Genomic DNA, 25,044 nt, shown 5'->3' on the forward strand with positions numbered 1-25,044 from the left:
TTATCATTAACCATTAGCAGTAAGCAATTGCTCAGATGGTTTAAACTGACTTGTGGCATCTGCTAGATGCTTTTGCAGGGTAGATTGTGGTAGAGGCCCATGTAAATGATGCCAAGGTAAGACTTGCTCAGTCGACCAATTGGCATGAACATAGAAATCTAAGTCAGGTAGTTTCCCTTTCAGTTCCTTAAAAGCACGTTTGTAGCTACCTAGAGAATCCCCAAAGTTACGCGTAAGTTCCAGTAGGTGTGATAGTCTGCGATCGCCTCTTGATATCAAAGCTTGGATGATAGACCAATTGTAACTTTCTGGGCGAAAATCTATCCCTTGGGGCTTAAGTTGTTTTTGTAAAAACTGCAAGCGTTTTTCTGCGAGGCGATTCACCCCAAACCATTGAAACGGCGTATGGGACTTGGGTACAAAGGTACTGCATCCCAATGTTAAGCGTAAACCAGGAGCAGCTTTTTTGATCTCGCGCATCATTGTCACAGTCGCATCCAAATCCTCAGCTTCTTCCCCAGGAATTCCTACCATCCCGTAGAGTTTCAAACCTGTTAATCCCCCAGCTTTAGCATTTACCGCCGCTTGGTTAATCTCGTCGTTGTGTAGCTTTTTATTAATGATTTGCCGTAATCTTTCCGAACCACTTTCTACGGCAATAGTCAAAGATTTAGTATCTCGTTTCGCTAAAGTTTTTGCTAGCTGTACCGTCACAGTGTTAGTTCGCACCGAAGCAATACTCAGCCGCACATCATCGTATTTTGGCTGGCTAAGATAATTTAATAAGTTCTCAAATTCAGGATGTTGAGTCACTGAAGCACCCAATAATCCTAGCCGATTTGTAACAGCTAGACCTCTTGTGATTGCTGGGATTAATGATTCTTCTATACTGGCAGTTCTAAAAGGCAAAGTCAGATAACTTGCCAAACAGAAACGACACATTTCTGGGCAACTTCTGACCACTTCTACCATGTAAATATTTTCCCAAGCTGCCTTTTGGGTAACTACAGTTGAAGCTGATAAAACATTGCCACGATAAGTTTGCTTTTGAACTACAGCCGGAATTTCTGGTGTAATTGGATTGATAGACTTAATCGCACCATCGCCATCATTATATTCCACAATATATAAACTCGGAACATAAATTCCTGGTACTTGTGCCAGTGCTTTTAATTGAGTTTTTCGGTCAGCATATCTAACAGCTTTATAGGCATCAATAAAATTACCAAGAAGATTTTCGCCATCACCCAAAAGAATGACATCAAAAAAATCTGCAAAGGGTTCTGGGTTAGCAGTGAGGACAGGGCCACCACCAAAAACTATAGGATGATCAGTATCACGCTTAGTTGTGCGAATAGGAATATCTAAAGATTCCAGCAAATTCAAAATATTCACATAATCCAATTCCCAAGAGACAGAAAAGCCAAGTAATTCTGGTTTTCTCGGGAGTGATTCGTGAATATCAGTAAACAGGCGACTCACCAGCACATCTGCACGCATAGCCAAAGTTGCCCATACTACCTGATAGCCAAGGCTAGTTATACCCACAGTGTACTCGTTGGGAAAGGCAAAAATAGTGGGAATGGCGTCAACCTCAGGGGTAGCGGGTGTAAATAAAAGGCGTTCAGCAGAAAAAACAGATGATGTCACAGGTGATTGTTTCAGGATGCTTATGTTGATCTATATTTAATTTTAAGCCATAAAATTATGATGTTAAAAAGCAATGTGATACCGTTAGCTAAAATAATTGGCAAAGCTGATAAATAAAATCCATATATTAACCACAAAAAAACTCCTATACTAAAGCTAATTAGCATTACATAGGAAACATCTTTTGCTGATTTTGTGCGCCATGTTTTAATCAATTGTGGCAAGAATGAAAAGGTGGTTAAGGTAGCGGCTATTAATCCCAAAGTTGTAATAAAATCCATTAGTTTAAATACTTAGTATTGCTGATTAATCTAAAAAATAAGCCTTATCGCTTCATACGATTAGGCTTTTTTATAACACCAAAATAAAATAGAATAATGCCGAAGTAAATTCAACTTAATTCATTGAATCTAAATCGAGGGATTGCATTCCTCGTCGTTCCACAAAAGACATCATGCTTCCCAACTGAAACCAAACTAACAGTGAAGTCAAAATGGTGACTGGTATACCGACTGCATAGGCAAGCAAAGGTGGAAAACCAAATATTTCAAATCCAGAACACATAAATAATGTCACACCGGCAGTTATCCCTAAAAACGGCACAGATAACTGTTTAATCGACAACTGAGAATTAGATTTCTCTGCGCCATCACTCTGCCATTTATTCACAATTACCTTTAGTGTTCCGGCTAATGCCAAACCGGAGGTTAATGCAGCAAACAAACCAATAATTAGTAGTAAATATGGCGGTTGTGAAGGGTAGTAGTACATAAAAACTCCTGATTGATATGGATTTTGAAAGGTAAAAGTGCAGATCAAAAAGTCAAGAGTCAAACATTAACTTTAAATTGTTGACTCTTGACCCTTGAATCACCTTCTGTAGAAGGGTTTTAGCGTTTTATGCCAAAAGTGGCGATCGCAGTTACTGAAGGTAATATGGCTGCAACTCTCTCTTTGGATAAATCTGTCAAAACTCCGATCGCAACATCTAACAATCGATTCGGTTTTAAATCATCTTTGACTAAGTTCCACAAACGTTGAACTTCTTCGGTATGTAGGCGATCATCTTCAGTAAGAGCTAATATCAACTGACGCCACAAATACTTGCCTTCATCAGATAGGAGATATTCTAGCCCCAGTTTGGCTGTAGGCAAGACATCAAAATTCTCATCGGTACGGGCGATCGCAATTAAATTTTCTAAGCGCTGCCATTGGAATTTACCATCTTTGAACAGCACATCTAATAAGCGTCGGCGTAATTGTGGAGATTCGCCTGTCAACAGACGCCTTGCTACGTAGGGATAAGCTACTTCCACAATTTTAAAGTTGGGGTTGAGGCTGAGGGCAATACCTTCTTGAGTCACCAAAGAACGAATAATTAAAGCAAACTTCGCGGGGACTCGGAAGGGATAATCATACATCAATTCTGAGAATTGATCGGTGATGGTTTTGAAGTTAAAATCCCCGACGTTTTTGCCGATCGCATTTCCTAATGTTGCTTCTAGGGCTGGTACTATCGGACGAATATCTGTGTCTGGTGTTAAAAATCCCAGCTTGACATAATCTTTGGCTAGATCGTTGTAATCTTTGTTAACTAAATGTACAACCGCATCTACCAGAGTTTCTTTAGTGGTTTCATCTAGCTGATCCATCATGCCGAAGTCAATGTAGCCCATTCTGCCATCTGGCATGGCAAATAAATTGCCGGGGTGGGGGTCAGCATGGAAGAAACCATGTTCTAATAATTGTTGTAGACCTGAAGTCACGCCGATTTCGATGATGGCTTCTGGATCTATACCAGCTTCCTTGACTTTTTTAGTGTCGGTTAACTTAAATCCATTTAACCACTCTAGAGTCAGAACTCTGGTTGAAGTATAGCGCCAATAAATAGCCGGAACTTTGACATGCGGGTCGTTGCGGAAGTTAGTAGCAAATTTTTCGGCGTTGCGACCTTCGTTGAGATAATCTATTTCCTCAAATAATTTGGTGCCAAACTCATCCACGATCAACCTGAGATCGTGACCAAGATTGAGAGGTAGCCAAGGGGCTAACCAACCCGCCGCCCACCGCAATAAATAAAGATCGAGGGTAATAACTGGGCGTAGGTTAGGGCGTTGTACTTTCACCGCTACTTCTTCACCAGTGTGCAAACGACCCCGGTAAACTTGACCCAAACTAGCAGCAGCAACCGGACTAGGTGACAGTTCGCTGTATATTTCCTTGACTGGACGACCGAGTTCGGTTTCAATCAATTGGTAGGCGATCGCATTATCAAACGGTGGTAACTGGTCTTGCAATTTCACCAGTTCTTCTAAAAAATCTTTACGTACTAAATCTGGTCTTGTCGATAAAGCTTGACCTACTTTGATAAAAGTCGGCCCCAGACGTGTTAGTAACTGACGTAATTGGGTAGCGCGTTTTAGTTTGTTCTGTTCAACTTGATTTTGCCACTCATCCCACTTCAGACTAAATATAAATGCAGCAAAAGACCAAATGACGTTCAGCGCCCGCGCCCAGGCTAGCCAAGGACGATAGCGGTAGTAACTAGCGATCTCATTGGGATCGTAGCGTCGATTATTTTGTATAGGGGTTTGCAGGCTCACTCCCTTATTTACCTCTTTATTTAAAATAAGAATTTCCCTCTTTCGAGGTCAACAAATATCTGCCTGACTATTTCTCTGTAGCTTTATAGAATTTAGTCAAGCTTTACTAAAAGTTACTTTGTTATCTTTTATTTTATATTACTACATAAAAGTATATATACCTACTGCGGTAGAGAAAATTTTTTGATATTGGTCATCTCAAAAATCAATACAGTGATATTTTTATCCTGTATATCGATCTGGAATCATAGAAACATGGCTCAATTTGACTATTTGCAGCATATACTTTTTTGCAAAATTTTAAGTATAATTTAAAACTTTTTTTTACACAAATAAGTATTTACACTAAAATAGTTGAGGAATAAAATATATTGATATTTCCTGAGCCATAAATTTTGGAGGTTTAGGGATCAAAGTTAAACTTATAGCTCTCAAATTACTCTAAGTTGCTACTTAACAGGAAATTTAAGCGTTTTCAAGCTACGAAAATCAAACTTGATTTAGTTAGTTAAAATGTATATTTAAAGTTTTATTTAGAAAAATTGCAATTGATAAAGTAGTTGTTATTGAACTACATAATCCCAATAAGTATAAAGACGCCAAATCACTGTTGCGAGTAATGGGGAAAAACACCAATTACCTATTACCCATTACCAATTTATGGTTGTCTTGTATACACCTACTTTTGTAGTAAGTACACTACAAATAGAATCATAAGCTACTGCAAGTAATATCACCTCGGCATTTAATCAGAAATAATCTTTAAACACTAAAAAAAAATTATGTTAAGTATCTCTATAAATAAACACTTACCGCGATCGCCTTACTTAGTTACTTCTTTACCAGGGCCGCGTGCGAGAGAAATTATCGAACGCGATCGCGCTGTGACTTCTCCTTCCTATACCCGTGACTATCCCTTAGTTGTGAGTCGTGGTGAAGGTTGTATGGTCGAAGATGTAGATGGCAATGTCTTTTTAGACATGACGGCGGGAATTGCTGTCACTGCCACAGGACACGCGCATCCAGACGTTGTGCAAGCTATCCAAGCACAAGCCAGTAAGTTACTACACATGTCTGGTACGGATTTTTACTACAAGCCAATGGTAGAACTGGCGGAGAAGTTAGCCGCAGGCGTAAAATTTCCTGGTGGTGCGAGAGTATTTTTTACTAACTCTGGTGCGGAATCCAATGAGGGTGCCATCAAACTGGCTAGATACTACACCAAACGTTCCCTAATTATCGCCTTTTTAGGAGCATTTCACGGACGCACCTATGGAGCAATGTCTCTGACTGGTTCCAAAGCTGTACAGAGATCAGGTTTTGGCCCTCTTGTTCCAGGAGTGACGCATATTCCTTATGGGACTCACGCCAGTTTAGATTACCTAGAAAAACAGCTATTTCCTGCCATGCTACCACCCCATGAAGTAGCAGCAATTGTCGTTGAACCAATTCAAGGCGAGGGTGGTTATGTTGTACCAGAGGATGGATTTTTACAACGGATTCGGGAGATATGCGATCGCTACGGCATTCTGATGGTAGTGGATGAAGTGCAATCGGGAATGGGGCGTACGGGTCGATTGTTTGCAATTGAACATTGGGACGTCACACCCGATATTATTACTACCGCCAAGGGTATCGCCAGTGGTTTACCTCTAGGTGCAATTCTTGCCCGATCAGAAATCATGACTTGGCCGCCTGGTTCTCATGCTACCACTTTTGGTGGCAACCCTGTTGCTTGTGCTGCTGGGCTTGCTACTTTAGAACTTTTGGTAGGCGGTTTGATAAGAAATGCTACCGAAATGGGAGAGTTATTACAAGCTGGCTTAGTGAAGTTACATCAACAGTTTCCCAGAGTTTCCCTACCTCGTGGTAAAGGTTTGATGGTAGCGGTGGATTTATTGGATGATGAGGGGAATTTGGATCGGGAGTTACGCGATCGCATTTTACAAGCAGCTTTTTTGCGAGGTTTATTATTGCTTGGTTGCGGAAAAGCAGCAATTCGCTTTTGTCCACCCTTGGTTATTGATAGTGATCAGGTTGAAACTGCTTTGGAAATTTTCGCTAGTGTATTAGCAGAGGTTTAATGTTTTAGAAATCGAACACAGATGAACACAGATGCACACCGATAGACACAGATAGATCATGCGTTAGTAGTTAGTAGTTAGTAGTTGGTTTTTCTTCCTTGTCCCCCTTGTCTTCCTTGGCTTCCGCACTTCACAAAATCCGATATGAATCCCGAAATTGCTTGTCACCTATGGGAATTACTTTGGCGAGAATATAGCAGTAGGGTAAGTTATGCTCACACCTACGCACAAATGATCACTAAAGCAGGTGGCACTGTTGCTAATGATCACATCGCTTTCCGGTCTTTACGTATGACTGTGGATAGTCCACAGGGTAAAGTCAATTTGGGAATTGAGTATTTGGGGCAAGTTGCTGAAGCTTTAGGTTATGAGGTGGCTGGAGAGTATAGTTTTAGTCAAACCCATCTCTATGCTCGTCATTATCGCCATCCACAACAAGAAGAATTTGACTTACCCAAATTGTTTATTAGCGAGTTGATTGTGGATGAATTGCCAGAAGAAACTATTCAACTCATTCAACAAACGGTAACTGGTGTCAACTTACTGAATCCTTCAGCAATATTTAAGACTTTTGAGCATAAAACAAAACGTCTTGCCAAGGAACTCCAGAAAATTTTTACTTGCCCTTGGCAACCTCCCCGACGTTCGGTAGTAGAACAGGTGAATAAAGTCACTCAATATGGTGCTTGGGTATTATTGCACGGTTACGCTGTGAACCACTTTACAGGCTATGTGAATCGGCAGAATACTCCAGAATATCCAGATATTGATACTACCGCCCGTGGTTTGGAGAATTTAGGCGTACCGATGAAAGCAGAAATTGAAGGGGATGTTGCTTGTGGTTTACGACAAACAGCAACCCAAGCAGTAACAGAGATAGTAACAGTCTTAGATGAGTTTACTGATACGGAAATTCAGATTCCTTGGACTTACGCCTATTATGAAATTGCCCAACGCTATATGGTGGAAGAATCAGGTAAACGAGTGTTGTTTGATGCTTTCTTAGGCAGAAATGCCCAACAGTTGTTTGAAATGACTCGAATACAGAATTAGTTTGTTGTTGGTTGTTTGTTGGTTGTTGTTGGGAAGAATCACCAACAATTAACTATTTTGATCTGGGATTTCATCTTTTGATAATTGATACGACTCCAAAATGCCACTGCGAATTATCAATTGTGGCCAGATTAATAAGAAAAAACCCATCCATATAACTACAGGAATGGCAATCAGAACTGTTAGCCACACTATCTTGAATATTACCCAGCTGCCACTAATCAGCATTGTACCTGTGAGCAGGATAGACCAAGGCTGACACCACCAAGGTTTGAATTTCCAAGGACTTATAGATTTGCGTTCAGACATTGACTTCAGTTCTCAGCTAGGTAAGACTGGGAATTCAGGCGTTGCTGGTAATGGGTAATGGAGAATAGAACTACTAATTACCAATTACCTATTATTTGTTACCAATCACTGATTTAATTGGGTTTCCATTTTTCTAGAGATACGTATTCATTCTGGATGATATCTAAAACTTGGATATCACCACTCGGACTTAAGACACGAAACCAATAAATTGTGTCAATGTAATCTACATGATTTTCATATACTTGAACTGTGTAGTAAGGTGCTTCTGGAGTTGGAGAACCATCAACCATCGCTGCAACACGTATTTTTCCCTTTGAGAGTCTTTCGATTTCTCTGGCTTTACGTTGTACTTGTGGTAGTTTCCAAACTAAATTGAGGGCTGTTTTTTCATCAATGCCTTGGGTTGTTTGAGAAATCTTGATAGTTTGAGGGGGTTTTTGCTTAATCTGAAAATGTTTACTGTGATTCTGAGCAATGGTTGAATTACACGTTAACCCGATGAGCAAGGAAGCCATAAAAGGATAACATAGCGATCGCTTGATGAAGCTACCCATAAGCACAGTTAGTTGCTGTTGTTAAAAGTTGGTTTTAATTCGTAACATTTCCATTTTCCTCTATTTTTCTACTATTTCCCGCACTAACTGCGCTAATTTCTCTGCACTATCAGCAGGTGCAATAGTTTTGGCTTTTTCTCCCATTACTTTTAACTCTTGTGGAGACTGTAATAATCGCAAAACTTCTGTTTGCAATTTCTCAACTGTCAATTCTCTTTGTTGAAACATCAACGCTGCACCCACTGAAGTAAATACTTGGGCGTTATAGGTTTGATGGTCTTCCGCTGCAAACGGATAAGGAATTAAAATTGCAGGTGTACCGCACACTGCTAATTCTGTTAAACTACCTGCACCAGAACGACTGATGGCTAAATTTGCCCGTTGCAGTAACGCCGCCATGTTGTTATAAAAGGGCAGAGATATATACTGCGGATGTTTTAAACTTTCTGCTTCTGGATCTTTATCTCCTGTCAAATGCACAACCCAAGCACCAACATCAAACCAAGCTGTTGCACACTCACGCACCAACTTGTTAATGGCGACTGCGCCTTGACTACCACCAAAGACGACGATTACTGGTACATTCTCCGGAATACTTAAATCTAGTGATGAGGCGACACCTGGTTCTAAAAATTCCGAACGTACTGGAGTACTAGTATAAATTGTCTTGGCGCGGGGTAAATACTTAGCAGCAACTGCAAATCCTAATGCTACTGCATTGCACCAAGGCCCGAAAAAGCGAGTGACTTTTCCTGGTAAAGCATTTGCTTCGTGGAGAATCACGGGTATACCTAGCGATCGCGCCGCAATTACCGCCGGGCCAGCAATATATCCTCCTGTGGTAAATACTCCCTGAAATTGACCATTTTGTAAAATTTTCCGCACTTTAAGAACAGAACCGACCAGTTTACCTACTGTCAGTAGCGATGATATGCCAAAACCTTTTTGAAATCCTTCAACAGAAATAGTATTCAATCTATACTGTTGGGGGACAAGCTGAGTTTCTAGTCGGTTGGGTACACCTAACCATTCGATTTGATAATCTGGCAATTCTTGCGCCAATGCGATCGCTGGAAATAAGTGTCCGCCAGTCCCACTTGCTGCTATCAATAATTTTATTGGTGCGTCTACCATCTACCCACTACCATGTCAACGCTTAGTTTCACTAAGATAAAACAATTTCCCCGACTTGTTGTAAACTGTTTCGGAAATTAATCTGCAACAGCTTTACATTAATGGGTTTGATTTTAAGATGGAAATTTCTTTTGTAGTCAAACTACCAACTAAATACCAATGCGTAGACTGATTCTCCTACTATCTAAACGCCAATCACGCTTTGCATCCAGCCGTTGGCTGCTTTTGCTACTACTCACTCTCGGTTTTACTGCTGGTTGGAAATGCGCCCAAGCTAGTACGCCAACAAACGCACCCCCTGAACTCAAGAACCTCTTGACCCAAATTGATACAGCTGCAAATCAGCGTAATGTCAAAGCGGTAATGCAATTCTACAGCCCCAATTTCAAGCATGGGGATGGTTTAAACTATCAAAGCATGGAACAAGCTTTGAATGCGCTTTGGAAACAATATCCCCAGCTTAAATACAGTACACAATTGCAGTCGTGGAAACCTCAAGGTAATGTCATTATTGCCGACACAGTGACAAAAATAACTGGCTTACCTTCCCCGAACAATAATAATATGGCTCTATCAGCCACAATTACCTCGCGACAGCAAGTGTCTGGGGGAAAAATCCTTCGCCAAGACATTTTGTCCGAACGTACTCAGGTTACTTCTGGTAGTAAACCACCCCAAATTGATTTTAAATTGCCACAACAGGTGTCAATCGGTCAGCAATATAATTTTGATGCGATCGTCCAAGAACCTCTGGGCGAAGATTATATTTTGGGAACAGCTTTAGAAGAACCAATCCAACCAAACAAATATCTCAGTCCTACACCTGTAGATTTAGAATTACTTTCATCTGGTGGACTTTTCAAAATTGGTAAAGCACCCATGACTCCTGGTAGTCAATGGGTATCGGCGGTGATTATGCGCGGAGATGGTATGACAATGATCACTCAACGAATGCAAGTGGTGAAAAAATAACTTGTCAATTGTCAATTGTCCAAAGTTTTTACAAATGACAATTGACGATTGACCCTTGACACTTGAGTATTGACCCTTGACCCTTGACCAAAAATGCTTTCTCTCCAAAATCAAATTGTTCTGATTACCGGTGCAAGTAGTGGTATTGGTGCTGCTTGTGCGACAGTATTCGCTAGTGCTGGGGCAAAATTGATTTTAGCGGCGCGACGTCAGGAACGTTTGCAACAGTTGGCAAATAGTCTTGTCGAAAAGTACCACAGCACACCCGAACAAATACATTTATTACAGTTAGATGTACGCGATCGCTTTGCTGTGGAATCTGCTATATCTAGTCTTCCCCCCGCTTGGTCCGAAATTGACATTCTCATCAACAATGCCGGTTTAAGTCGTGGTTTAGATAAACTGCATCAGGGGGAATTCACGGACTGGGAAGAAATGATTGATACTAATATCAAGGGTTTACTCTACCTCACCCGCTATGTTGTACCTGGGATGGTAAGTCGCGATCGCGGTCATGTGATCAATATTGGTTCGATCGCTGGCTATCAAACTTATCCCGGTGGTAACGTTTACTGTGGTACAAAAGCCGCAGTGAGAGCGATTTCTGAAGGTTTAAAACAAGATTTGCTGGGAACTTCTGTGAAAGTCAGTTCTGTTGACCCTGGTATGGTAGAAACAGAATTTAGCGAAGTGCGCTTTCATGGTAATACAGAACGTGCCAACCAAGTTTACCAAGGAGTAACTCCCCTCACCGCCGCAGATGTCGCTGATGTAGTATTTTTCTGTGCCACCCGACCATCCCATGTCAATATTAATCAAGTAATTTTGATGCCTGTCGACCAAGCTAGCACGACACTCGTAAATCGTCGTAGATAATTAAAAGGGAACAGGGATCGGGGATCGGGACTCCCTTGTGCCTTCTCAATTAAGATAATTGGGTCATTATACTCATGGAAAATACCGCCAACGCCCAAAAAACAGGTTTGACAGCACTGACGGCGATTAACATAGCCAAAGTTTTAACTATTGTCTTGTTATTGATTTTTAGTTTTGTTTTTGGTATCCAAGACTTACGACAAGTAATATATCTGTGTCTGCATGTCAGCTACTGTCTCTGGTGGTTGCTGGAACAGTGGCTTTTCCCCCAACGGCGACAGATATTTAGTGAACCTGTAGGAATTGGTGGCTTTATCTTGTCCCTCTTATTTGTCGGTGCTTTTTATTCATTACCAGGATACCTAGCATTTACTAATCCTGTTCCCTTATCAGCGATCGCTACTGCTGTAGCATTACCTTTATACATCTTTGGCACTCTCATCAACGCCACCGCCGATATCCAAAAACTGACAGCCAAGCAATACGGTGCAGAATTAGTTCGTGATCATATTTGGCGCTTTTCCCGCAACATCAATTACTTTGGTGATTTGTTGCGGTATCTGAGTTTTGCAGTTGTAGCTGGTTCTGTTTGGGCTTATTTAGTTCCAGCAGTAATATTAATTATTTATTTGCAACGTATTTATCAAAAAGAACAGTCTATGTCTGCCAAGTATCAGAACTATGCTGATTATCAGAAATCTAGTAGTCGTTTAATTCCTTTTGTTTGGTAGTTAAAGACACACTTCCATCAAGTTATAGCAATCCTAAATCATTTGTGAACCAAAAGATCCCCGACTTCTTAAAGAATTTGGGGATCTGAGTCTTTCAATTTTTACACATCAGATAGGACTGCTATTGCATAAGAAATTATTTATTTTTCTGCTATAGCTATAAGCTAATTAAATTTATATATATTAACAAAAATCTTAATAAGATATGATAATGTTCTTCTAATAAGAATTGAATTCTATTAACAGAGAAGCCAATGATAAATCTAACGAAGAACTTTTTTGCCTTTTTAAAGATAGTTAGTAGTTAGTTTTTCGCAGGTATGTCATCAAATTATAACATGAATTTTGCCAAACTAAATTTACAAAATTAACGATTTTTTTCATACGGGTTAGGATGTGCCATTGGAAAATCATTTCATTTCCAATTAAGAGTTTTGTTATCGAAGCTGCAAGCTGCGATCGCTAATTAATTAAATTAGCATCCCGAGGTCAAAAACTTCTAGAAAGAGCAGTAAACTCAATTTCTAATTCCGAATTCTTGAATTTCGGAACCTGCCAAAATAGCTTGGCAAATCTATAAGGCAGTGATTGACTCTCTGTGCTTGAATCCACTGATTATGATACGCATATTTACAACGACATTAGCCACTTTAGTGCTATTAAGTGCTGAGGTATCGCTTGCTTGGTCAAAAATTGCATCTAATGCAACCATTGCCCTAAATTCTGTCACTCACATAGATGCAAAACTGACTCAGGCAGTGGGACAAAATATCACCTGTGAAGGACAATTAAATATTGCAGATATTAGCTGGCAACAAGGACAACCCCGGATAACTTTTGAGAGTAAACCTCCAGGCAAAGGACACTTACATAATGCACCAGCTACCCGGGTAAGTAATAAAGATGGCAGTATTGCTTACATCTCAGGAGGAGAAACTACAACAACAGTAACGTTTTTTTCTGACGGCAAATGTTCTCTACTTGTCAAAAGCATAGCTGGAAGCGTGACAGTGGAGGAAAAAGGACAAAAAGTCACCACTGGGCAAAGTGACATCACCTGTGATGGACAGCGCCATATTGCATACATAAAATGGCAGCAAGGGCAACCCTACATGACTTTCGAGAGTCAACCTCCAAGCACAAGACACCTGCATAATTCCCCAACTACGCGGGTAAGCAATATTGATGGTAGTGTCTCATATCGATCAGAGGGTGAAACTGTAACTAGTGTGAGATTTTTTTCTGATGGCAGATGCACTTTAAAGCTGGTGAATTCTCGTGGTGGTGTGATTCAGGAGACAGGACAAATTCTTGCCACAACTCAGCCAAATAATTCTGAAGCAAACGAAGAAACCTTGCTGGCATTTCAAACCAATACTCAAACCGTCAGAGTCTTCCGTCGTAATGGACAACTGTTAATGAATCTCTACAATAAACAGACTCCTAGTTTGAGTGTTTATAATATTCCCACACAGATAGCTCCCAAAAGAGGTTCTGATGATAATTGGACAAGCTATTTAGGTAAAGGAAATTTCGATTATTACGCCCGATTTAATCCTAATGGTGCTACAGAAATCGAACTTCGCACTCAAGAAACTGTTGTGCAGCGAGAAGCTGGTTATAGTGCTACTGGTGTTGCCTATAGTTCCACTCAATGATCAGCTATAACGGTTTTATTTGCTCTAAAAAATTAAAATCCAGATACTTTTTTTCAATCATCTCCACAGAATTATCACACCACTTGGCAACTACAGCAGTAGGAACACCCTTAGCAATTTGCTCAGATATAAAAGTATCACGGCAAGAGTAAGGAGTTGTTTTGCGTCCTGCTATCGGATCGACAATTCTATCCCAAGCGCGGCGAGAAAAATTTCTGTAATGAATTGACAGCCCTTCTGGAGAGAGAAAAACTAATGACTCTAGTTCAGGATTTTCAGGCTTAATTTCTAGGAGTAATTGCTGTAGTCTTTGGTTACAGTTGAAAACTCGCTTTTTATTATTTTTGGAACCATTAACTCTCACTCTTTCACCATTTCCTACCTGAACCAATGCACTTTCAAAAGAAATCCTAGAACAATCTGATGTAATATGCTTCCATTGCAAACCAATTGCTTCTGATGGTCTGCATCCTGTTAAAAATAAAAACTCTACAAATGGTGCATAGTGGCTGTAGCCGATACCTTTTGCTGGTTTGTGATTTTTAAAAGCCTGAATAATCTTTTCTTTCTCTTCTTCACTGAACGCATTCGGTTGTGAATCCTCTTGCCATTTATGCTTGGGAAGTTCTTTATACATTCCTTCAAAAGGATTAAAAGCAACTAAACCATGTTTCATACCCCATTTACAAGCAGCTGAAAGATACATCAATACATCTTTAGCTTGGGAATTGGTAGTTTGTTGTAACAGCGAAATACGAATTTTGATACCTTCGTCTAATGATTGATAAGGACAGCGTTTAATATGTTTTTCCAGGACAGATAGTTTATCTAAGGTTCTAGGTTTTAAAGTTTGACGCTTGCAGTCAATATACCTATCCCATAATTGGGATATTGTTAATACTGTGTATGGTTCCTCTGGTTTAACTATAGATAAATGTCTTTGAGGTTTGTACTTAGCCAGTGTCTCATCAAAGCATCCACTTCTAATATCTTGTTCTATTTCATGTGCTTTTTGTTCTGCAATCTGTCGATTTTCGGGAGTGTCAGCTAAACCAAGCCCCAAGTACTTTTGTTTGCCACTGTAAAGTTCTCTAGGTAATCTAATCCTTAGCGATCGCGGAAAGATTCAATACCAACTGAACCTCTAGTAGCTTTCTGTATTATGTCCATGTAGAAATTTGACTATCTTAAGGTGTATTCTATGATAGTCAAATGATAGTCAAAACACAAGACTGATATTCAAAAAACAGTCATAGTAATAGCATCCCTTTCATATATAAAAGCTGGAACCCTTGCAATTCAAGAGTTACAGCTACAAAATTATAATAAAAGCAAAAAGCCCGTGACGAGGATTGAACTCGTGACCTCACCCTTACCAAGGGTGTGCTCTACCACTGAGCTACACGGGCAAAATTTATATAATCTAAAAATGTAAAACTAAATTTTTAATTTTACATTTTTAATTTTTGAGAGGTGGGCCGGGCTGGATTTGAACCAGCGTAGGCGCTAGCCAACGGATTTACAGTCCGTCTCCATTAACCACTCGGACACCGACCCGTGAGACCCACGATTAATAATAGTAGCACAAGCTTTTAGAATTTCCAAGCTTTTTTTCAAAAAAACTTAATTTGGTCAATTTTCATTGGTCATTGGTCATTAGTCAAGAGAAAGATGGAGAGGTGGGGAGTGTGGGGAAGTGTGATGGGGTGATGGGGTGATGGGGTGATGGGGTGATGGGGAGTAGAGGAATAACAACTAACAACTAACAACTAACCCTACCCTTACCTTAAGCCACTACCCTGCCTTAAGCCGCTACCTGCCTTAAGCCCTCCGGGTACTCTACCTTGAAGCCGGGCTTCGCCCGTCTACGGGGGTTCGCATACCCTTACCTTAAGCCTATGAGCGCGTCTACGTGACGGGAACCGCCTTTTTGGGGGGCTGGACTCACCACTAACCAATGTACCAGACGTGCCATGGCACGTCTGGTACAACCACCAACCACCAACCACCAACCATCAACCATCAACCATCAACCACCAACCACTAACTCAGTAATTCACCAGTCTCTTGCAGTGCGTGCAAGCGATGGTAAATACCACCATGATGCAGAAGTTCTTCGTGATTACCTACTTCTATGATTTTGCCTTGATCTAAAACCACAATCTGATCTGCTTGCCGGACTGTACTCAAGCGGTGAGCAATCACAATCGTAGTACGAGTTCCTTGGAGCGATCGCATCGCCAATTGAATCGAACGTTCCGATTCATAATCTAAGCTAGAAGTCGCTTCGTCAAAAATCAGCACATCTGGTTCTACTAGTAACGCCCTAGCAATTCCCAGGCGCTGTCTTTGTCCACCAGATAACCTTACACCTCTTTCTCCGACAACAGTGTAATAACCTTGGGGTAGATGCTGGATAACTTCATCAAGTCTGGCGATTCTACAAGCTTCCTCGACTTGCTCAAAGCTGACATCTGGTCTACCATACTTGAGATTATCTAAGACAGTTCCGTTAAATACATCTACTTCTTGGTGAACTATAGCTAATCTCCGGCGATAATTCCCCACATCTAGAGTGCGAATATCTTGACCATCAATCAGAATTTGACCTTCATTCGGTTCAAAATAGCGCAATAGTAATTTCACCAAAGTAGATTTACCCGAACCAGACCTTCCCACCAATGCCACTGTTTGATATGGTTCAATCAAGAGATTGATATCCTGCAAAACTGGACGCTGAGGATCGTAGCCAAAACTGACGTGGGAAAATTCAACTTTTCCTGTAAATTGATAAGCAGAATCTGGTTGCCGTTTTTCCAAAAGGCCGACTGAATCAACCCCAGATGGTTCTTGTAGAAATTCGTGAAACCGCACCATAGAACTGTAGCGACGGGCGAAAATCTCGGATAACATGCTAATCGGTTCCAACTCCGCATAAGCCATGCTCGAAAGAGTTAGTGTCATGATAAAGTGACCAAGAGAAATCCTACCAGCTACAGTTTCTACTAGCGTCAAACCTAAGATCGTGAACACGCAAAACTGAATCACAGTTCTTTGCCAGGTATTCAGTTTCACGTAACCTTTGTGAATACGATAATCCACAACAGTTAGTTCACGTTCTAAACGGACTTTTTGTCGTTCTAGTTCTTTTGCTTCTGTGGCAAATGCTTTTACTGTTTTAATGTTACTGATAATTTCCGAAGTCCGACTTTCTGTTCCTTCAGAGTACTTATCCAAGCGGTTATCATGCCAAACTAGTCGCTTTAACTTTCTCAAGGTAAAACCAAGAATAACCACAAAGGAAATTAAATACAAAATCGCGATTCGCCACTCCACAAACCAGATAAATACAAAAATTCCTAACACCCTAAACAGCTTCGGAATCATCTGTCCGGCGATTTCGGGATAAGTCCAAGTGTGGTTGGCGACACCTCTAGCTACTCGTCCGGCAATGCGTCCGGGGTTATTTTCGTCATAAAATTCTAGGGGTAAGGTGAGAATCTTTTCAATCGCTTTTTGATGTTGATCTCGACGCGCCCTTAAGGCAATATCCCAATGAAACCAATTAGTTAACCAAGGTTGTGTCGGCGCTCTTACCACGGTGACAAGAAAAATTAAACCCAGCAATACACCTAAAGATAGAAGTTGATTGACTGGGTAATTGATAATGTTTGCAACTGTGGCGATCGCTACTACAAGAGGCTTATCTAACGGTTGGTTAGACAACACATTTAAAATCTGCCCAATCGCATACGGTACGACCAAATCGATAATCTCGTAAACACTGGTAGCTGCAATACTGAAAATACTCAGCCCCCAGTAGGGACGAAAGTAATTGAGAATATCTCTAAAGTTAGCCATGATGCACACTGTCCAAGAGCATGAGCCTTTAGCTCTGGAAGTTTTATACTACATGTATATTACATTGTAGTCAAGAGGCAGATTGCTAAATTATCCTTTGGGAAGAAATTAAAAAAGTCCTTTTCCCCTTTCCCTTTTACCCTTCCCCCATTTTTCAGTACTACTTATCTCCAGGCAGAAGATAACGCATCAAAAAAGTTTTATCGTGTGGTAAAGCCTCATGAGGTCGGTAATGGAGACAAGTAACCAGACAAGCAACCACCGCACTCCCCTAATTGCTGCTGGAATTTTTTTAGGCTTGGGACTAGGAGGGTTCGTCGATGGTATTCTGCTGCATCAGATTTTGCAGTGGCATCATATGTTAAGCAGCATTCAACCGTTGGTCAGCAAATCTAACATAGATTTAAACATGGTCTGGGACGGTTTGTTTCATGCGTTGGACTGGGTACTAACTGTGATCGGAGTGGTGTTGCTATGGCGCGCCGGAGGACGCGATGATGTACCTTGGTCAGCAAATACTTTTGTTGGCTCTTTACTCATCGGTGCTGGATTATTTAACCTAGTTGAAGGATTAATAGACCATCAAATTCTTGGTATTCATCATGTGAAACCAGGAGTGCATCAATTAGCCTGGGATTTGGGTTTTTTAGGTAGCGGTGTGTTGCTAATTGTCGTTGGCTGGATCATGTTACAAGGCTTACCACAAACAACTGATAAGTAATACCATTTTGGTGACAAGGGAAGGAGGACAAGGGGGAAGATTTGTATCAAGAATTTTGTGAAATGTTACAACTATCGCAAGAATTCCAAGCGATATCTATATAAAGCAACTGGACGAGAACCAGCTTTAAAATAATCCGGATCTTGTGGTGAAAGGTAAACAGCAGTAACTTGATCCGCTTCTATGACTGGATTGGAAGTAGATAATTTGCGGTAAGCAGTCGTAGATTCTACAGAGTTGAAATAGGGACGTCCACCACCTTTAAATAGTTGTTGAAAAACTTCGGTTGTAATAAACCTACCATCGGATGTAGTTTCTGTAGCGCGTGCAGAAACAATTGAAACTAGCTGACGTTCATGACGTAAAAACGTTATCTGACGATTGGGTGAATCTGGATCTACCTTGACAGAGATTACAGCTGTGTCACCCAAATAAGCCCGTGCCAAATTTAACCCGTTGAACGCTCTATCTGCAACTACTGCTGATTTAGTATCAGCAACAGAGTTAATTTTTAACCCAGCAACAGGTGTGCTTTCTCGTACAAATCTTACTTGAAACCTTAGAGGCTGATTCAGATACTGACGATTACCCTCAAACCCAGGAGTAATAATATCAGGAGCTAAAGGTGCAACCATATCTACAAGGGTGCTAACAAGTTGCCAATCACCCGCCATCCAGTCAGGATATATTAAATCTCCCACAGCAGGTTTTGTGGAAGTGATTTTTTCCCAAACAGGGAAACTATCTAAACGTTTGGCTAACTCTCCCGCCTTTGCATCTCCACTCCACAGCAGGAATAAAAAAATCAAGCAAAAACCCCAGATTTTCCTCATATTAATTATCAGCAGTATGATTTGCAAAATGTAAATTTTTCTGGATTAAAAGCTCATCTAATTAGAAATTATGTTGCAGTTTCGTTACTAAATTTAGCTATCAAATCAATAAACTCAATAAAAACATTGCCTGATTACAAAAATACTGAAGAGTGTGTAGTCTTCAAAGCCTATTTTTCTGCTTAGAGAAGCTGGATTAGAAAAAGACTCATAATTTGGCTAGGCATGTGTACTTTCCACATATTTTGTCTAAAAGTCATGTAAATTGATGCTTTTTTGCTTGATACAGGTATCCATGAAGAGCTTAAGAATTAGAATCAGGTAAATATAAAGTTTTATTTGATACTTGTAAAATAACGCTTTTAGTGTTATTACTGAATTCACATCAAAAATAAGTAGTTTAATTAGTAAAATTACTCATTCTAATAAGCGAATTCTATATTTATGCTTCTGAATGATGTGACAACAAAAATGTAAATAATTTTGCAAAATAGCAATTATCAACCTTGCTTGTTGGTAAAAAGTTGTTAGAGTAAGATGTGAATTGAATTGAGAACTGGAAAATTAAAATTATTAGCCTACAGTGCTGAGTTGGGGGTTTATAACTTGAATTTCCAATTATGAACTCCTAAATCTAATTTGTTTTGGTCATTCTTTAATCTCTAAACAAAAGAGTTAACTCAAGTTTGTAGGTGTTTCTCATTATTGAATAGTAGTCAGTTAAAACCGACAGGGTATTCAGTTATTTATTAGGGTGTAATCTTTCATAAATTACTTTATTTATGTTTGGATGAACTAATGAACCTCTCTAGTTCCTTCACTGACTTTTCTTTGGCTGAGTTATTTCAAATAATTGACAAAGGCAGAAAATCTGGGTGTTTAAGTGTATGTACTTTACCAGATATTCATAGTCCTGAATCAAAATCACAATACTATTACATCTGGTTTAAACAGGGACGTGTAGTTGCAGCAGCAAACCGCTTAAATGGTCAGGGTTTAGTCTACAAAATTGCTCAAAGAAAGTGGTTAAATCACTCACTTATAGAACAATATCGACAAATATTTTCCAGGGACAAGCCCCTTGGTTTATATTTAAAAGCACAAGGTTTACTCAATACTGAGCAATTAAATTTATTATTTGCAAGTCAACTCCATCAGGTGCGACAGTTATTTGAAATTCAAAAAGGTGTATTTAAACTCGATAGCAAAGCACCTTTACCTGCTCAAGAAATGACAGGGTTAAGTCTAAGGGCTACAGAAGTAGCTCTCATGGCTTTAAGAACAATAAAAAACTGGAAAATATTAGCTGATGCACTTCCAGATCCTAGTTCTGCTATACGCAGTATTGCCCAAGGTAAACCACAAATTCATTTACATGCTTTAGAGTGGCAGGTGTGGGAATTCGCTAATGGTAGTGTAGCCTTAAGCGCGATCGCATCTCAACTCAATCAACCAATAGCTTTAGTTCAGCAAGCAGCTTTTCGGTTAATATTAGCTTGTTTAGTAGAAGAAGTTCCCTTGATGGCATCAACACCAGAACTGAGTGATTATCCTGTAGATTTAAACTTAGTTAATTTCTTGGAATCACGACAGTCTCCAGTCATGGAAACAATCAAGATCAGTACTTTATTTTTACAAAATCTAGTTGGCTTTTTGAGGAGTAATAATTAATGGAAATCCTACGCATTGTAGTCACTGGGGGCGTAGGTGCAGGTAAAACAACCTTTATTCGTACCATCAGTGAAATCGAAACGGTAGATACCGATAGAAAAGCAACTGATGAAATCGCACTCCTGAAAGACAAAACTACAGTTGCATTAGACTTTGGGCGATTGACTATTGCACCCAACCAATCACTACATCTTTATGGCACACCTGGACAAGCACGCTTTGATTTCATGTGGGATATCTTAATTCAGAAAGCCCATGCCTACATTTTGCTAATTGATGCACACCGTCCAGAACATCTGCGCTATGGTCGAAAAATTCTTCAGTTTATGAAGCATCGGGTAAAAATACCATGTTTAATAGGGTTAACTCATACTGATTGCCCTGATGCTTGGCAGATGGAAGATATAGCCTTAACTTTGGGGTTATTAGACGAAAACAACAGATTACCGATAATATCTGTTAATCCTACGGAAGCTGCTTCTGTAAAAAAAAGTTTAATTGCCCTGCTAGAAGAATTTGCCAAATATTATCAGTATTCTACGCAATAACAGGTTTGATTTTTGTAACAAACTTCTAAACAAAATGTAAAAGATAAGACGAGTAACAAATTTTTGTCCTGTTATCCGGAATTTTCCTTGTTACTTGTACTTGAGTTGTCTCAATTCTTGGAGTCAGCTATTGACCGCAGATGATGCGATCGCTATCACGCTATTCATAGTCTGCTGTTTAACCGCTATGCTTCTGGGCTACTTACTAAAACTACTGACCAGGGGATTTCAAGCAAAATCCTCTGTGTCGCAAGAATCACACTTGTTAACAAAAGCACATTTACCAGAATCAACAATTGCGGAAAATACAGCACACTCGTTACCAGTGGTAACGGTAGACTCTGTTTTCACTACAACTACCCAGAAGACTCATACATCTGTATTAAATATTGTGGAGGGCAAATTCATGATTAACGTCTCAATGTTGCAAGACGAACTGCAAAACTTTGTGTCTGGAACCTCTGATGTTCAAGGTGCGGCTTTAGTAAGTCCAGATGGCTTAGCTTTGGCTTCTGTGTTACCAGGTGGGATGGATGAAGAACGAACTGCTGCTATGTCTGCATCTATGCTGTCCTTGGGTGAACGGATTGGTCGTGAACTAGTTCGTGGGAATGTAGAACGTATTGTTGTGGAAGGAGAAAAAGGCTACGGGGTCTTAGTTGCTTGTGGGAGTGATGCAGTTTTATTAGTACTTGCTGGTGCAGGAGTCAAACAAGGCTTACTGTTTCTAGAAGTCAAACGTGCTGTGGCAAGAATTTCGCCTCTGTTAGCCTGACTAGAAACACAAAACAGTCCATACACAAGTGTTTGGATTACCAATTTTATATCTTAAGATTCCTATCTCAAATTGCATTGAATTTACAGGAGCATCACAGATGTTACGTCCTATCTTAGGGGATTTTAGCAGTATTATCTGTTTCAAGGCAGCAATTACAGGTATGGAAGAGGCTTTGGGCGAAAAAGCAACTGCGATCGCTTTAACTGCGGCAGGTCGTTATCGTGGCAAAACCTTAGCTCAAGAATTAGACCTAGCAAACTCGTCGATGTCCTTAGAGGAACTAGCCGACAAACTCGATTATGTTTTCGGTAAAGATGGCACTCGTCTGTGTATAGTCGAGAAAATTGTCCAAGAAGATAATGAGGTAATCAAGGTACATACATCAGAAACCTTATGTTCTGCTGATGAACCCCAAGGTTCACAGCGTAAATGTACTTATACCCTTGGTGCTATTTGGGGTGTACTAGAAGAAACTTTTAATCAACGCCTGCAAGGTAAGCATACTGAATGTATATTGCGTGGTGGCAAATATGATGTATTTGAATTTACCAAATTGTCATAATTTAGTTGTTTAGTTGTTAAAGGAGAAATTGATAATGCCTTTAGAAACACTCGCCTTTTTGTCTACCCTAGAACAGCGTGTAGGCTTAACAGATGAGGACAAAGCCACACTGAAGTCCCAAGCCGACTGGGGTTTACAAGTTGCTCCCGAAATGGCTGACCATTTTTATGCCTACCTGGGGCGTGATGCGGAAATGAGTGCAATTTTGCATGATGGAAACGGGCGTATTCATCGCTTACGTGAAACCTTTATTCAATGGTTTCACGAAATGTTTACAGGTATGGATGACTGGGGCCAAGCTTATGCTGATCGCCGTTGGAAAATCGGTTTAGTTCACGTCCGTATAGGGATTGGACCTCAGCACGTTGTTCCAGCAATGGCGACAGTAATCCACGAAGTAGAAAAGCGCATACAAGTTGATGGTCAAAACCAAGCCCTCAAAGAAGCCCTTAGCCGCATCTGCATGATTGATTTAGCATTTATTGAGCAAGCTTATGTAGAGGTATCATCAGATGCTGTTCTTAGAGAAACTGGTTGGACTCAAGGTTTGTTTAGGCGTTTAATTGCTACTGGCGCGCGCTCTATGTAAGTCTAACAAATACCTTGTTATCTGATTGGGTTAACTATTGATTAGTGGTTTGCAAAAACTCCTACCTGTGTTTAGCACAAATAAGTTACAGGGCGCATTCTCCACATACCCTGCACTACCATAAATTCAACTTAATTTTTTGTTGGGCTGCTGACAATGGCTCGATCTTTGCTTGCACTTCCTCTACAAACAACAAACAACTATCAACAAACAACAACTATTAACTAATCTCTGACAAGGGTGCAGGCTGCCAAACTTCTCCATACTTTTCCCGGAGAATGTGCCAAGCCTCTACTTGTCCCGGTTCATACTCACCCGGCTTACCCCATTGTAAAAATAGACTCAAAGCAGGTTCCTGTTTATCGTCGATAAATCTGATTGCATAGGTGGTGAAATTACCCCGCTTTGCTTCACCCGTTTCAAATTTCACTTGAGTAATTTTGTCCATGTTTAAGTGAAATTCAAAACCTTCTGTATGCATATTTGCGTATTTACCCTTAGGTAGCTCTGCATAAAACAACTTTTCAATTTTGCCCCGCGCTTCCAAGACTGCGGCGCTGCTAGTGACAATTAAACGCAAAGTTCCCAAAGTTTCGCAAGCTTCCAAAAATTCTTTTAATGTATTTTTCATTTGTCCTTTTTCCTTGTTGATTGTTGATTGTTGATTGTTGGTTGTTATTTTTTCCAAACAACAACCAACTACCAACTAATCACTACTTTTCATACTGTTCGTATGCATTCACAATACGTTGAACTAGGGCATGACGCACAACATCTTTTTGGCTAAATTCACAAAAAGCGATTCCTTCCACGTGCCTCAAAATCTTGATTGCCATTGTCAACCCAGATTCTTGATGTAATGGTAAATCGACTTGTGTTATGTCACCTGTAATGACCATACGGGAGTTAAAACCCAAGCGAGTCAACACCATTTTCATCTGGGAAGTTGTAGTATTTTGGGCTTCATCCACAATCACAAAGGCATTATTGAGTGTGCGCCCCCGCATGTAAGCTAAAGGAGCAACTTCAATTACACCTCTTTCCATCAATGATGGTACCTTTTCTGGATCGATAAATTCATTGATGGCATCGTAAAGTGGACGCAGATAGGGATTGACTTTTTGTTGCAAGTCTCCTGGCAAAAAACCAAGTTTTTCACCTGCTTCAACAGCAGGGCGAGTGAGAATTAGCTTTTCATACTGATTAGCCAGAAGTGCTTGTACTGCTATAACTACCGCCAGGAAGGTCTTACCTGTACCAGCCGGTCCGGTACAGAAAATCATGTCGTGCTTGTGTAGGGCTTGGATATATTGTTTTTGCCGAAAAGTTTTAGCGCGGACTTCTTCGCCTCGACGAGTTTTTGCCAGGACATCTTTTTGCAAGTCTCGCAGTTCATCTTCTCTATGGGTGTCTAAAGCTTGACGAGCAGTGAGAATATCAGCACTAGAAACAATATTACCTTTGCTCCACAGATATTCGAGCGATCGCACTAATCGAGAAGCTAAATCAACTTGTTTGTCTGTTCCAGAAATATGTAGTTCCTGTCCTCGCAGCACCAGCCTGGCCCCTGTTTGCTTAGACAGAGTTTTGAGATTTTCTTCTCCTTGTCCAGCCAGAGTGATTGCACTTGCGATATTCGGCAGTTCAATTGTTAAGGCATCTGCCATAGTTTTACTGTATTACCAATAGCTTATATTTGCAGAAATTATTGTTCTAATAAGTATCATGTCCACTGAAACACTTATGTTATGCGTTGGCGTCGGTAATGGGTACTCTCTGTCCTCTGATTTGAAAGTAACCTCACCCCGTCCGATCGGACACCCCTCTCCTTAGCAAGGAGAGGGGTAGGGGGTG

25 protein-coding genes and 2 tRNA genes are annotated in these 25,044 nt (G+C 40.3%); 12 read left to right on the top strand and 15 right to left on the bottom strand.

Annotation, left to right across the window (positions count from 1 at the left end):
- Positions 1–6 precede the first annotated feature (6 nt).
- From UYI_RS0120295 to UYI_RS0120310, 4 genes are all read right to left on the bottom strand, one after another.
- Positions 7–1,650, bottom strand: coding sequence for a B12-binding domain-containing radical SAM protein (locus tag UYI_RS0120295; protein WP_016868500.1), 1,644 nt, complete (start codon positions 1,648–1,650; stop codon positions 7–9).
- Between the two features lie 20 nt (positions 1,651–1,670).
- Positions 1,671–1,931 (bottom strand): SemiSWEET transporter, encoded by a 261-nt coding sequence (locus tag UYI_RS0120300; protein WP_016868501.1) that lies wholly within the window; start codon positions 1,929–1,931, stop codon positions 1,671–1,673.
- A gap of 115 nt (positions 1,932–2,046) precedes the next feature.
- Complete coding sequence (locus tag UYI_RS0120305; RefSeq protein WP_016868502.1) at positions 2,047–2,421, bottom strand: hypothetical protein; 375 nt, start codon at positions 2,419–2,421, stop codon at positions 2,047–2,049.
- A gap of 119 nt (positions 2,422–2,540) precedes the next feature.
- The gene (locus UYI_RS0120310) at positions 2,541–4,253 is read right to left on the bottom strand and encodes an ABC1 kinase family protein (protein ID WP_016868505.1); all 1,713 of its coding nucleotides are present in this window, start codon (positions 4,251–4,253) and stop codon (positions 2,541–2,543) included.
- A 782-nt stretch (positions 4,254–5,035) separates the two neighbouring features.
- Between UYI_RS0120310 and UYI_RS0120315 the strand changes: the two genes are divergently transcribed.
- A complete protein-coding gene (locus UYI_RS0120315; RefSeq protein ID WP_016868506.1) occupies positions 5,036–6,337 on the top strand; it encodes an acetyl ornithine aminotransferase family protein in 1,302 nt (433 codons plus the stop codon).
- A gap of 144 nt (positions 6,338–6,481) precedes the next feature.
- Positions 6,482–7,390, top strand: a complete 909-nt coding sequence (locus tag UYI_RS0120320) for a DUF1338 domain-containing protein (protein ID WP_016868507.1) — start codon at positions 6,482–6,484, stop codon at positions 7,388–7,390.
- Between the two features lie 48 nt (positions 7,391–7,438).
- On the opposite strand, the gene UYI_RS0120325 is transcribed toward UYI_RS0120320, so the two are convergent.
- The 3 genes from UYI_RS0120325 to murG all read right to left on the bottom strand — a co-directional run bounded on the left by UYI_RS0120325 (position 7,439) and on the right by murG (position 9,390).
- The gene (locus UYI_RS0120325) at positions 7,439–7,699 is read right to left on the bottom strand and encodes a DUF6737 family protein (RefSeq protein WP_016868508.1); all 261 of its coding nucleotides are present in this window, start codon (positions 7,697–7,699) and stop codon (positions 7,439–7,441) included.
- Positions 7,700–7,812: 113 nt separating this feature from the next.
- Complete coding sequence (locus UYI_RS0120330) at positions 7,813–8,256, bottom strand: hypothetical protein (RefSeq protein WP_035138838.1); 444 nt, start codon at positions 8,254–8,256, stop codon at positions 7,813–7,815.
- 60 nt (positions 8,257–8,316) lie between these two features.
- Entirely contained in the window at positions 8,317–9,390 is a 1,074-nt protein-coding gene (gene murG / locus UYI_RS0120335) for an undecaprenyldiphospho-muramoylpentapeptide beta-N-acetylglucosaminyltransferase (RefSeq protein WP_016868510.1), read from the bottom strand.
- Positions 9,391–9,549: 159 nt separating this feature from the next.
- On the opposite strand from murG, the gene UYI_RS0120340 reads away from it, so the two are divergent.
- From UYI_RS0120340 to UYI_RS0120355, 4 genes are all read left to right on the top strand, one after another.
- Positions 9,550–10,362, top strand: coding sequence for a hypothetical protein (locus tag UYI_RS0120340; protein WP_016868511.1), 813 nt, complete (start codon positions 9,550–9,552; stop codon positions 10,360–10,362).
- 93 nt (positions 10,363–10,455) lie between these two features.
- Positions 10,456–11,238 (top strand): SDR family oxidoreductase, encoded by a 783-nt coding sequence (locus UYI_RS0120345; RefSeq protein ID WP_016868512.1) that lies wholly within the window; start codon positions 10,456–10,458, stop codon positions 11,236–11,238.
- A gap of 74 nt (positions 11,239–11,312) precedes the next feature.
- The gene (locus UYI_RS0120350) at positions 11,313–11,969 is read left to right on the top strand and encodes a methyltransferase family protein (RefSeq protein ID WP_016868513.1); all 657 of its coding nucleotides are present in this window, start codon (positions 11,313–11,315) and stop codon (positions 11,967–11,969) included.
- Between the two features lie 617 nt (positions 11,970–12,586).
- Positions 12,587–13,627, top strand: a complete 1,041-nt coding sequence (locus UYI_RS0120355) for a hypothetical protein (RefSeq protein WP_016868514.1) — start codon at positions 12,587–12,589, stop codon at positions 13,625–13,627.
- A gap of 4 nt (positions 13,628–13,631) precedes the next feature.
- Here UYI_RS0120355 and UYI_RS33020 read toward each other — a convergent pair whose 3' ends face one another.
- From UYI_RS33020 to UYI_RS0120380, 5 genes are all read right to left on the bottom strand, one after another.
- Complete coding sequence (locus UYI_RS33020; RefSeq protein WP_016868515.1) at positions 13,632–14,690, bottom strand: tyrosine-type recombinase/integrase; 1,059 nt, start codon at positions 14,688–14,690, stop codon at positions 13,632–13,634.
- 274 nt (positions 14,691–14,964) lie between these two features.
- Positions 14,965–15,036 (bottom strand) — tRNA-Thr (locus tag UYI_RS0120365).
- A gap of 65 nt (positions 15,037–15,101) precedes the next feature.
- Positions 15,102–15,184, bottom strand: a tRNA-Tyr gene (locus UYI_RS0120370).
- Positions 15,185–15,273: 89 nt separating this feature from the next.
- A complete protein-coding gene (locus UYI_RS39785) occupies positions 15,274–15,396 on the bottom strand; it encodes a hypothetical protein (RefSeq protein ID WP_268742276.1) in 123 nt (40 codons plus the stop codon).
- Positions 15,397–15,670: 274 nt separating this feature from the next.
- Positions 15,671–17,488 carry an ABC transporter ATP-binding protein gene (locus UYI_RS0120380; protein WP_016868517.1) on the bottom strand — a complete coding sequence of 606 codons (1,818 nt, stop codon included), beginning with the start codon at positions 17,486–17,488 and terminating at the stop codon, positions 15,671–15,673.
- A gap of 232 nt (positions 17,489–17,720) precedes the next feature.
- Here UYI_RS0120380 and UYI_RS0120385 point away from each other — a divergent pair, with 232 nt between their 5' ends.
- The gene (locus UYI_RS0120385; protein ID WP_016868518.1) at positions 17,721–18,209 is read left to right on the top strand and encodes a DUF2243 domain-containing protein; all 489 of its coding nucleotides are present in this window, start codon (positions 17,721–17,723) and stop codon (positions 18,207–18,209) included.
- 71 nt (positions 18,210–18,280) lie between these two features.
- On the opposite strand, the gene UYI_RS0120390 is transcribed toward UYI_RS0120385, so the two are convergent.
- Complete coding sequence (locus UYI_RS0120390; protein ID WP_016868519.1) at positions 18,281–19,042, bottom strand: DUF6816 family protein; 762 nt, start codon at positions 19,040–19,042, stop codon at positions 18,281–18,283.
- Positions 19,043–19,840: 798 nt separating this feature from the next.
- Here UYI_RS0120390 and UYI_RS0120395 point away from each other — a divergent pair.
- From UYI_RS0120395 to UYI_RS0120415, 5 genes are all read left to right on the top strand, one after another.
- Entirely contained in the window at positions 19,841–20,713 is an 873-nt protein-coding gene (locus tag UYI_RS0120395) for a DUF4388 domain-containing protein (RefSeq protein WP_016868520.1), read from the top strand.
- Entirely contained in the window at positions 20,713–21,261 is a 549-nt protein-coding gene (locus tag UYI_RS0120400; RefSeq protein WP_016868521.1) for a GTP-binding protein, read from the top strand. Before UYI_RS0120395 ends, UYI_RS0120400 begins: the two co-directional genes overlap by 1 nt.
- Positions 21,262–21,448: 187 nt before the next feature.
- Positions 21,449–22,036 carry a roadblock/LC7 domain-containing protein gene (locus UYI_RS0120405; RefSeq protein WP_016868522.1) on the top strand — a complete coding sequence of 196 codons (588 nt, stop codon included), beginning with the start codon at positions 21,449–21,451 and terminating at the stop codon, positions 22,034–22,036.
- Between the two features lie 100 nt (positions 22,037–22,136).
- Complete coding sequence (locus UYI_RS0120410) at positions 22,137–22,601, top strand: hypothetical protein (RefSeq protein WP_016868523.1); 465 nt, start codon at positions 22,137–22,139, stop codon at positions 22,599–22,601.
- 34 nt (positions 22,602–22,635) lie between these two features.
- Positions 22,636–23,190: a protoglobin domain-containing protein gene (locus UYI_RS0120415; protein WP_016868524.1), complete on the top strand. Its 555-nt coding sequence runs from the start codon at positions 22,636–22,638 to the stop codon at positions 23,188–23,190.
- A 220-nt stretch (positions 23,191–23,410) separates the two neighbouring features.
- Here UYI_RS0120415 and UYI_RS0120420 read toward each other — a convergent pair whose 3' ends face one another.
- On the bottom strand, positions 23,411–23,821 hold the full coding sequence (locus UYI_RS0120420; protein WP_026086072.1) for a ChuX/HutX family heme-like substrate-binding protein: 411 nt from the start codon (positions 23,819–23,821) through the stop codon (positions 23,411–23,413).
- An 82-nt stretch (positions 23,822–23,903) separates the two neighbouring features.
- Positions 23,904–24,857 (bottom strand): PhoH family protein, encoded by a 954-nt coding sequence (locus UYI_RS0120425; RefSeq protein WP_016868526.1) that lies wholly within the window; start codon positions 24,855–24,857, stop codon positions 23,904–23,906.
- Positions 24,858–25,044: the final 187 nt, after the last annotated feature.

The sequence above is a fragment of the Fischerella muscicola PCC 7414 genome (assembly GCF_000317205.1).
Taxonomy (GTDB): domain Bacteria; phylum Cyanobacteriota; class Cyanobacteriia; order Cyanobacteriales; family Nostocaceae; genus Fischerella; species Fischerella muscicola.

What these genes read in the sequence shown, in the direction of transcription:
- UYI_RS0120300 (WP_016868501.1), bottom strand. Translation starts at nt 1,931, where the DNA reads ATGGATTTTATTACAACTTTGGGATTAATAGCCGCTACCTTAACCACC.
- UYI_RS0120305 (WP_016868502.1), bottom strand. Translation starts at nt 2,421, where the DNA reads ATGTACTACTACCCTTCACAACCGCCATATTTACTACTAATTATTGGT.
- UYI_RS0120315 (WP_016868506.1), top strand. Translation starts at nt 5,036, where the DNA reads ATGTTAAGTATCTCTATAAATAAACACTTACCGCGATCGCCTTACTTA.
- UYI_RS0120320 (WP_016868507.1), top strand. Translation starts at nt 6,482, where the DNA reads ATGAATCCCGAAATTGCTTGTCACCTATGGGAATTACTTTGGCGAGAA.
- UYI_RS0120325 (WP_016868508.1), bottom strand. Translation starts at nt 7,699, where the DNA reads ATGTCTGAACGCAAATCTATAAGTCCTTGGAAATTCAAACCTTGGTGG.
- UYI_RS0120330 (WP_035138838.1), bottom strand. Translation starts at nt 8,256, where the DNA reads ATGGGTAGCTTCATCAAGCGATCGCTATGTTATCCTTTTATGGCTTCC.
- murG (WP_016868510.1), bottom strand. Translation starts at nt 9,390, where the DNA reads ATGGTAGACGCACCAATAAAATTATTGATAGCAGCAAGTGGGACTGGC.
- UYI_RS0120340 (WP_016868511.1), top strand. Translation starts at nt 9,550, where the DNA reads ATGCGTAGACTGATTCTCCTACTATCTAAACGCCAATCACGCTTTGCA.
- UYI_RS0120345 (WP_016868512.1), top strand. Translation starts at nt 10,456, where the DNA reads ATGCTTTCTCTCCAAAATCAAATTGTTCTGATTACCGGTGCAAGTAGT.
- UYI_RS0120350 (WP_016868513.1), top strand. Translation starts at nt 11,313, where the DNA reads ATGGAAAATACCGCCAACGCCCAAAAAACAGGTTTGACAGCACTGACG.
- UYI_RS0120355 (WP_016868514.1), top strand. Translation starts at nt 12,587, where the DNA reads ATGATACGCATATTTACAACGACATTAGCCACTTTAGTGCTATTAAGT.
- UYI_RS0120380 (WP_016868517.1), bottom strand. Translation starts at nt 17,488, where the DNA reads ATGGCTAACTTTAGAGATATTCTCAATTACTTTCGTCCCTACTGGGGG.
- UYI_RS0120385 (WP_016868518.1), top strand. Translation starts at nt 17,721, where the DNA reads ATGGAGACAAGTAACCAGACAAGCAACCACCGCACTCCCCTAATTGCT.
- UYI_RS0120390 (WP_016868519.1), bottom strand. Translation starts at nt 19,042, where the DNA reads ATGAGGAAAATCTGGGGTTTTTGCTTGATTTTTTTATTCCTGCTGTGG.
- UYI_RS0120395 (WP_016868520.1), top strand. Translation starts at nt 19,841, where the DNA reads ATGAACCTCTCTAGTTCCTTCACTGACTTTTCTTTGGCTGAGTTATTT.
- UYI_RS0120400 (WP_016868521.1), top strand. Translation starts at nt 20,713, where the DNA reads ATGGAAATCCTACGCATTGTAGTCACTGGGGGCGTAGGTGCAGGTAAA.
- UYI_RS0120405 (WP_016868522.1), top strand. Translation starts at nt 21,449, where the DNA reads ATGCTTCTGGGCTACTTACTAAAACTACTGACCAGGGGATTTCAAGCA.
- UYI_RS0120410 (WP_016868523.1), top strand. Translation starts at nt 22,137, where the DNA reads ATGTTACGTCCTATCTTAGGGGATTTTAGCAGTATTATCTGTTTCAAG.
- UYI_RS0120415 (WP_016868524.1), top strand. Translation starts at nt 22,636, where the DNA reads ATGCCTTTAGAAACACTCGCCTTTTTGTCTACCCTAGAACAGCGTGTA.
- UYI_RS0120420 (WP_026086072.1), bottom strand. Translation starts at nt 23,821, where the DNA reads ATGAAAAATACATTAAAAGAATTTTTGGAAGCTTGCGAAACTTTGGGA.
- UYI_RS0120425 (WP_016868526.1), bottom strand. Translation starts at nt 24,857, where the DNA reads ATGGCAGATGCCTTAACAATTGAACTGCCGAATATCGCAAGTGCAATC.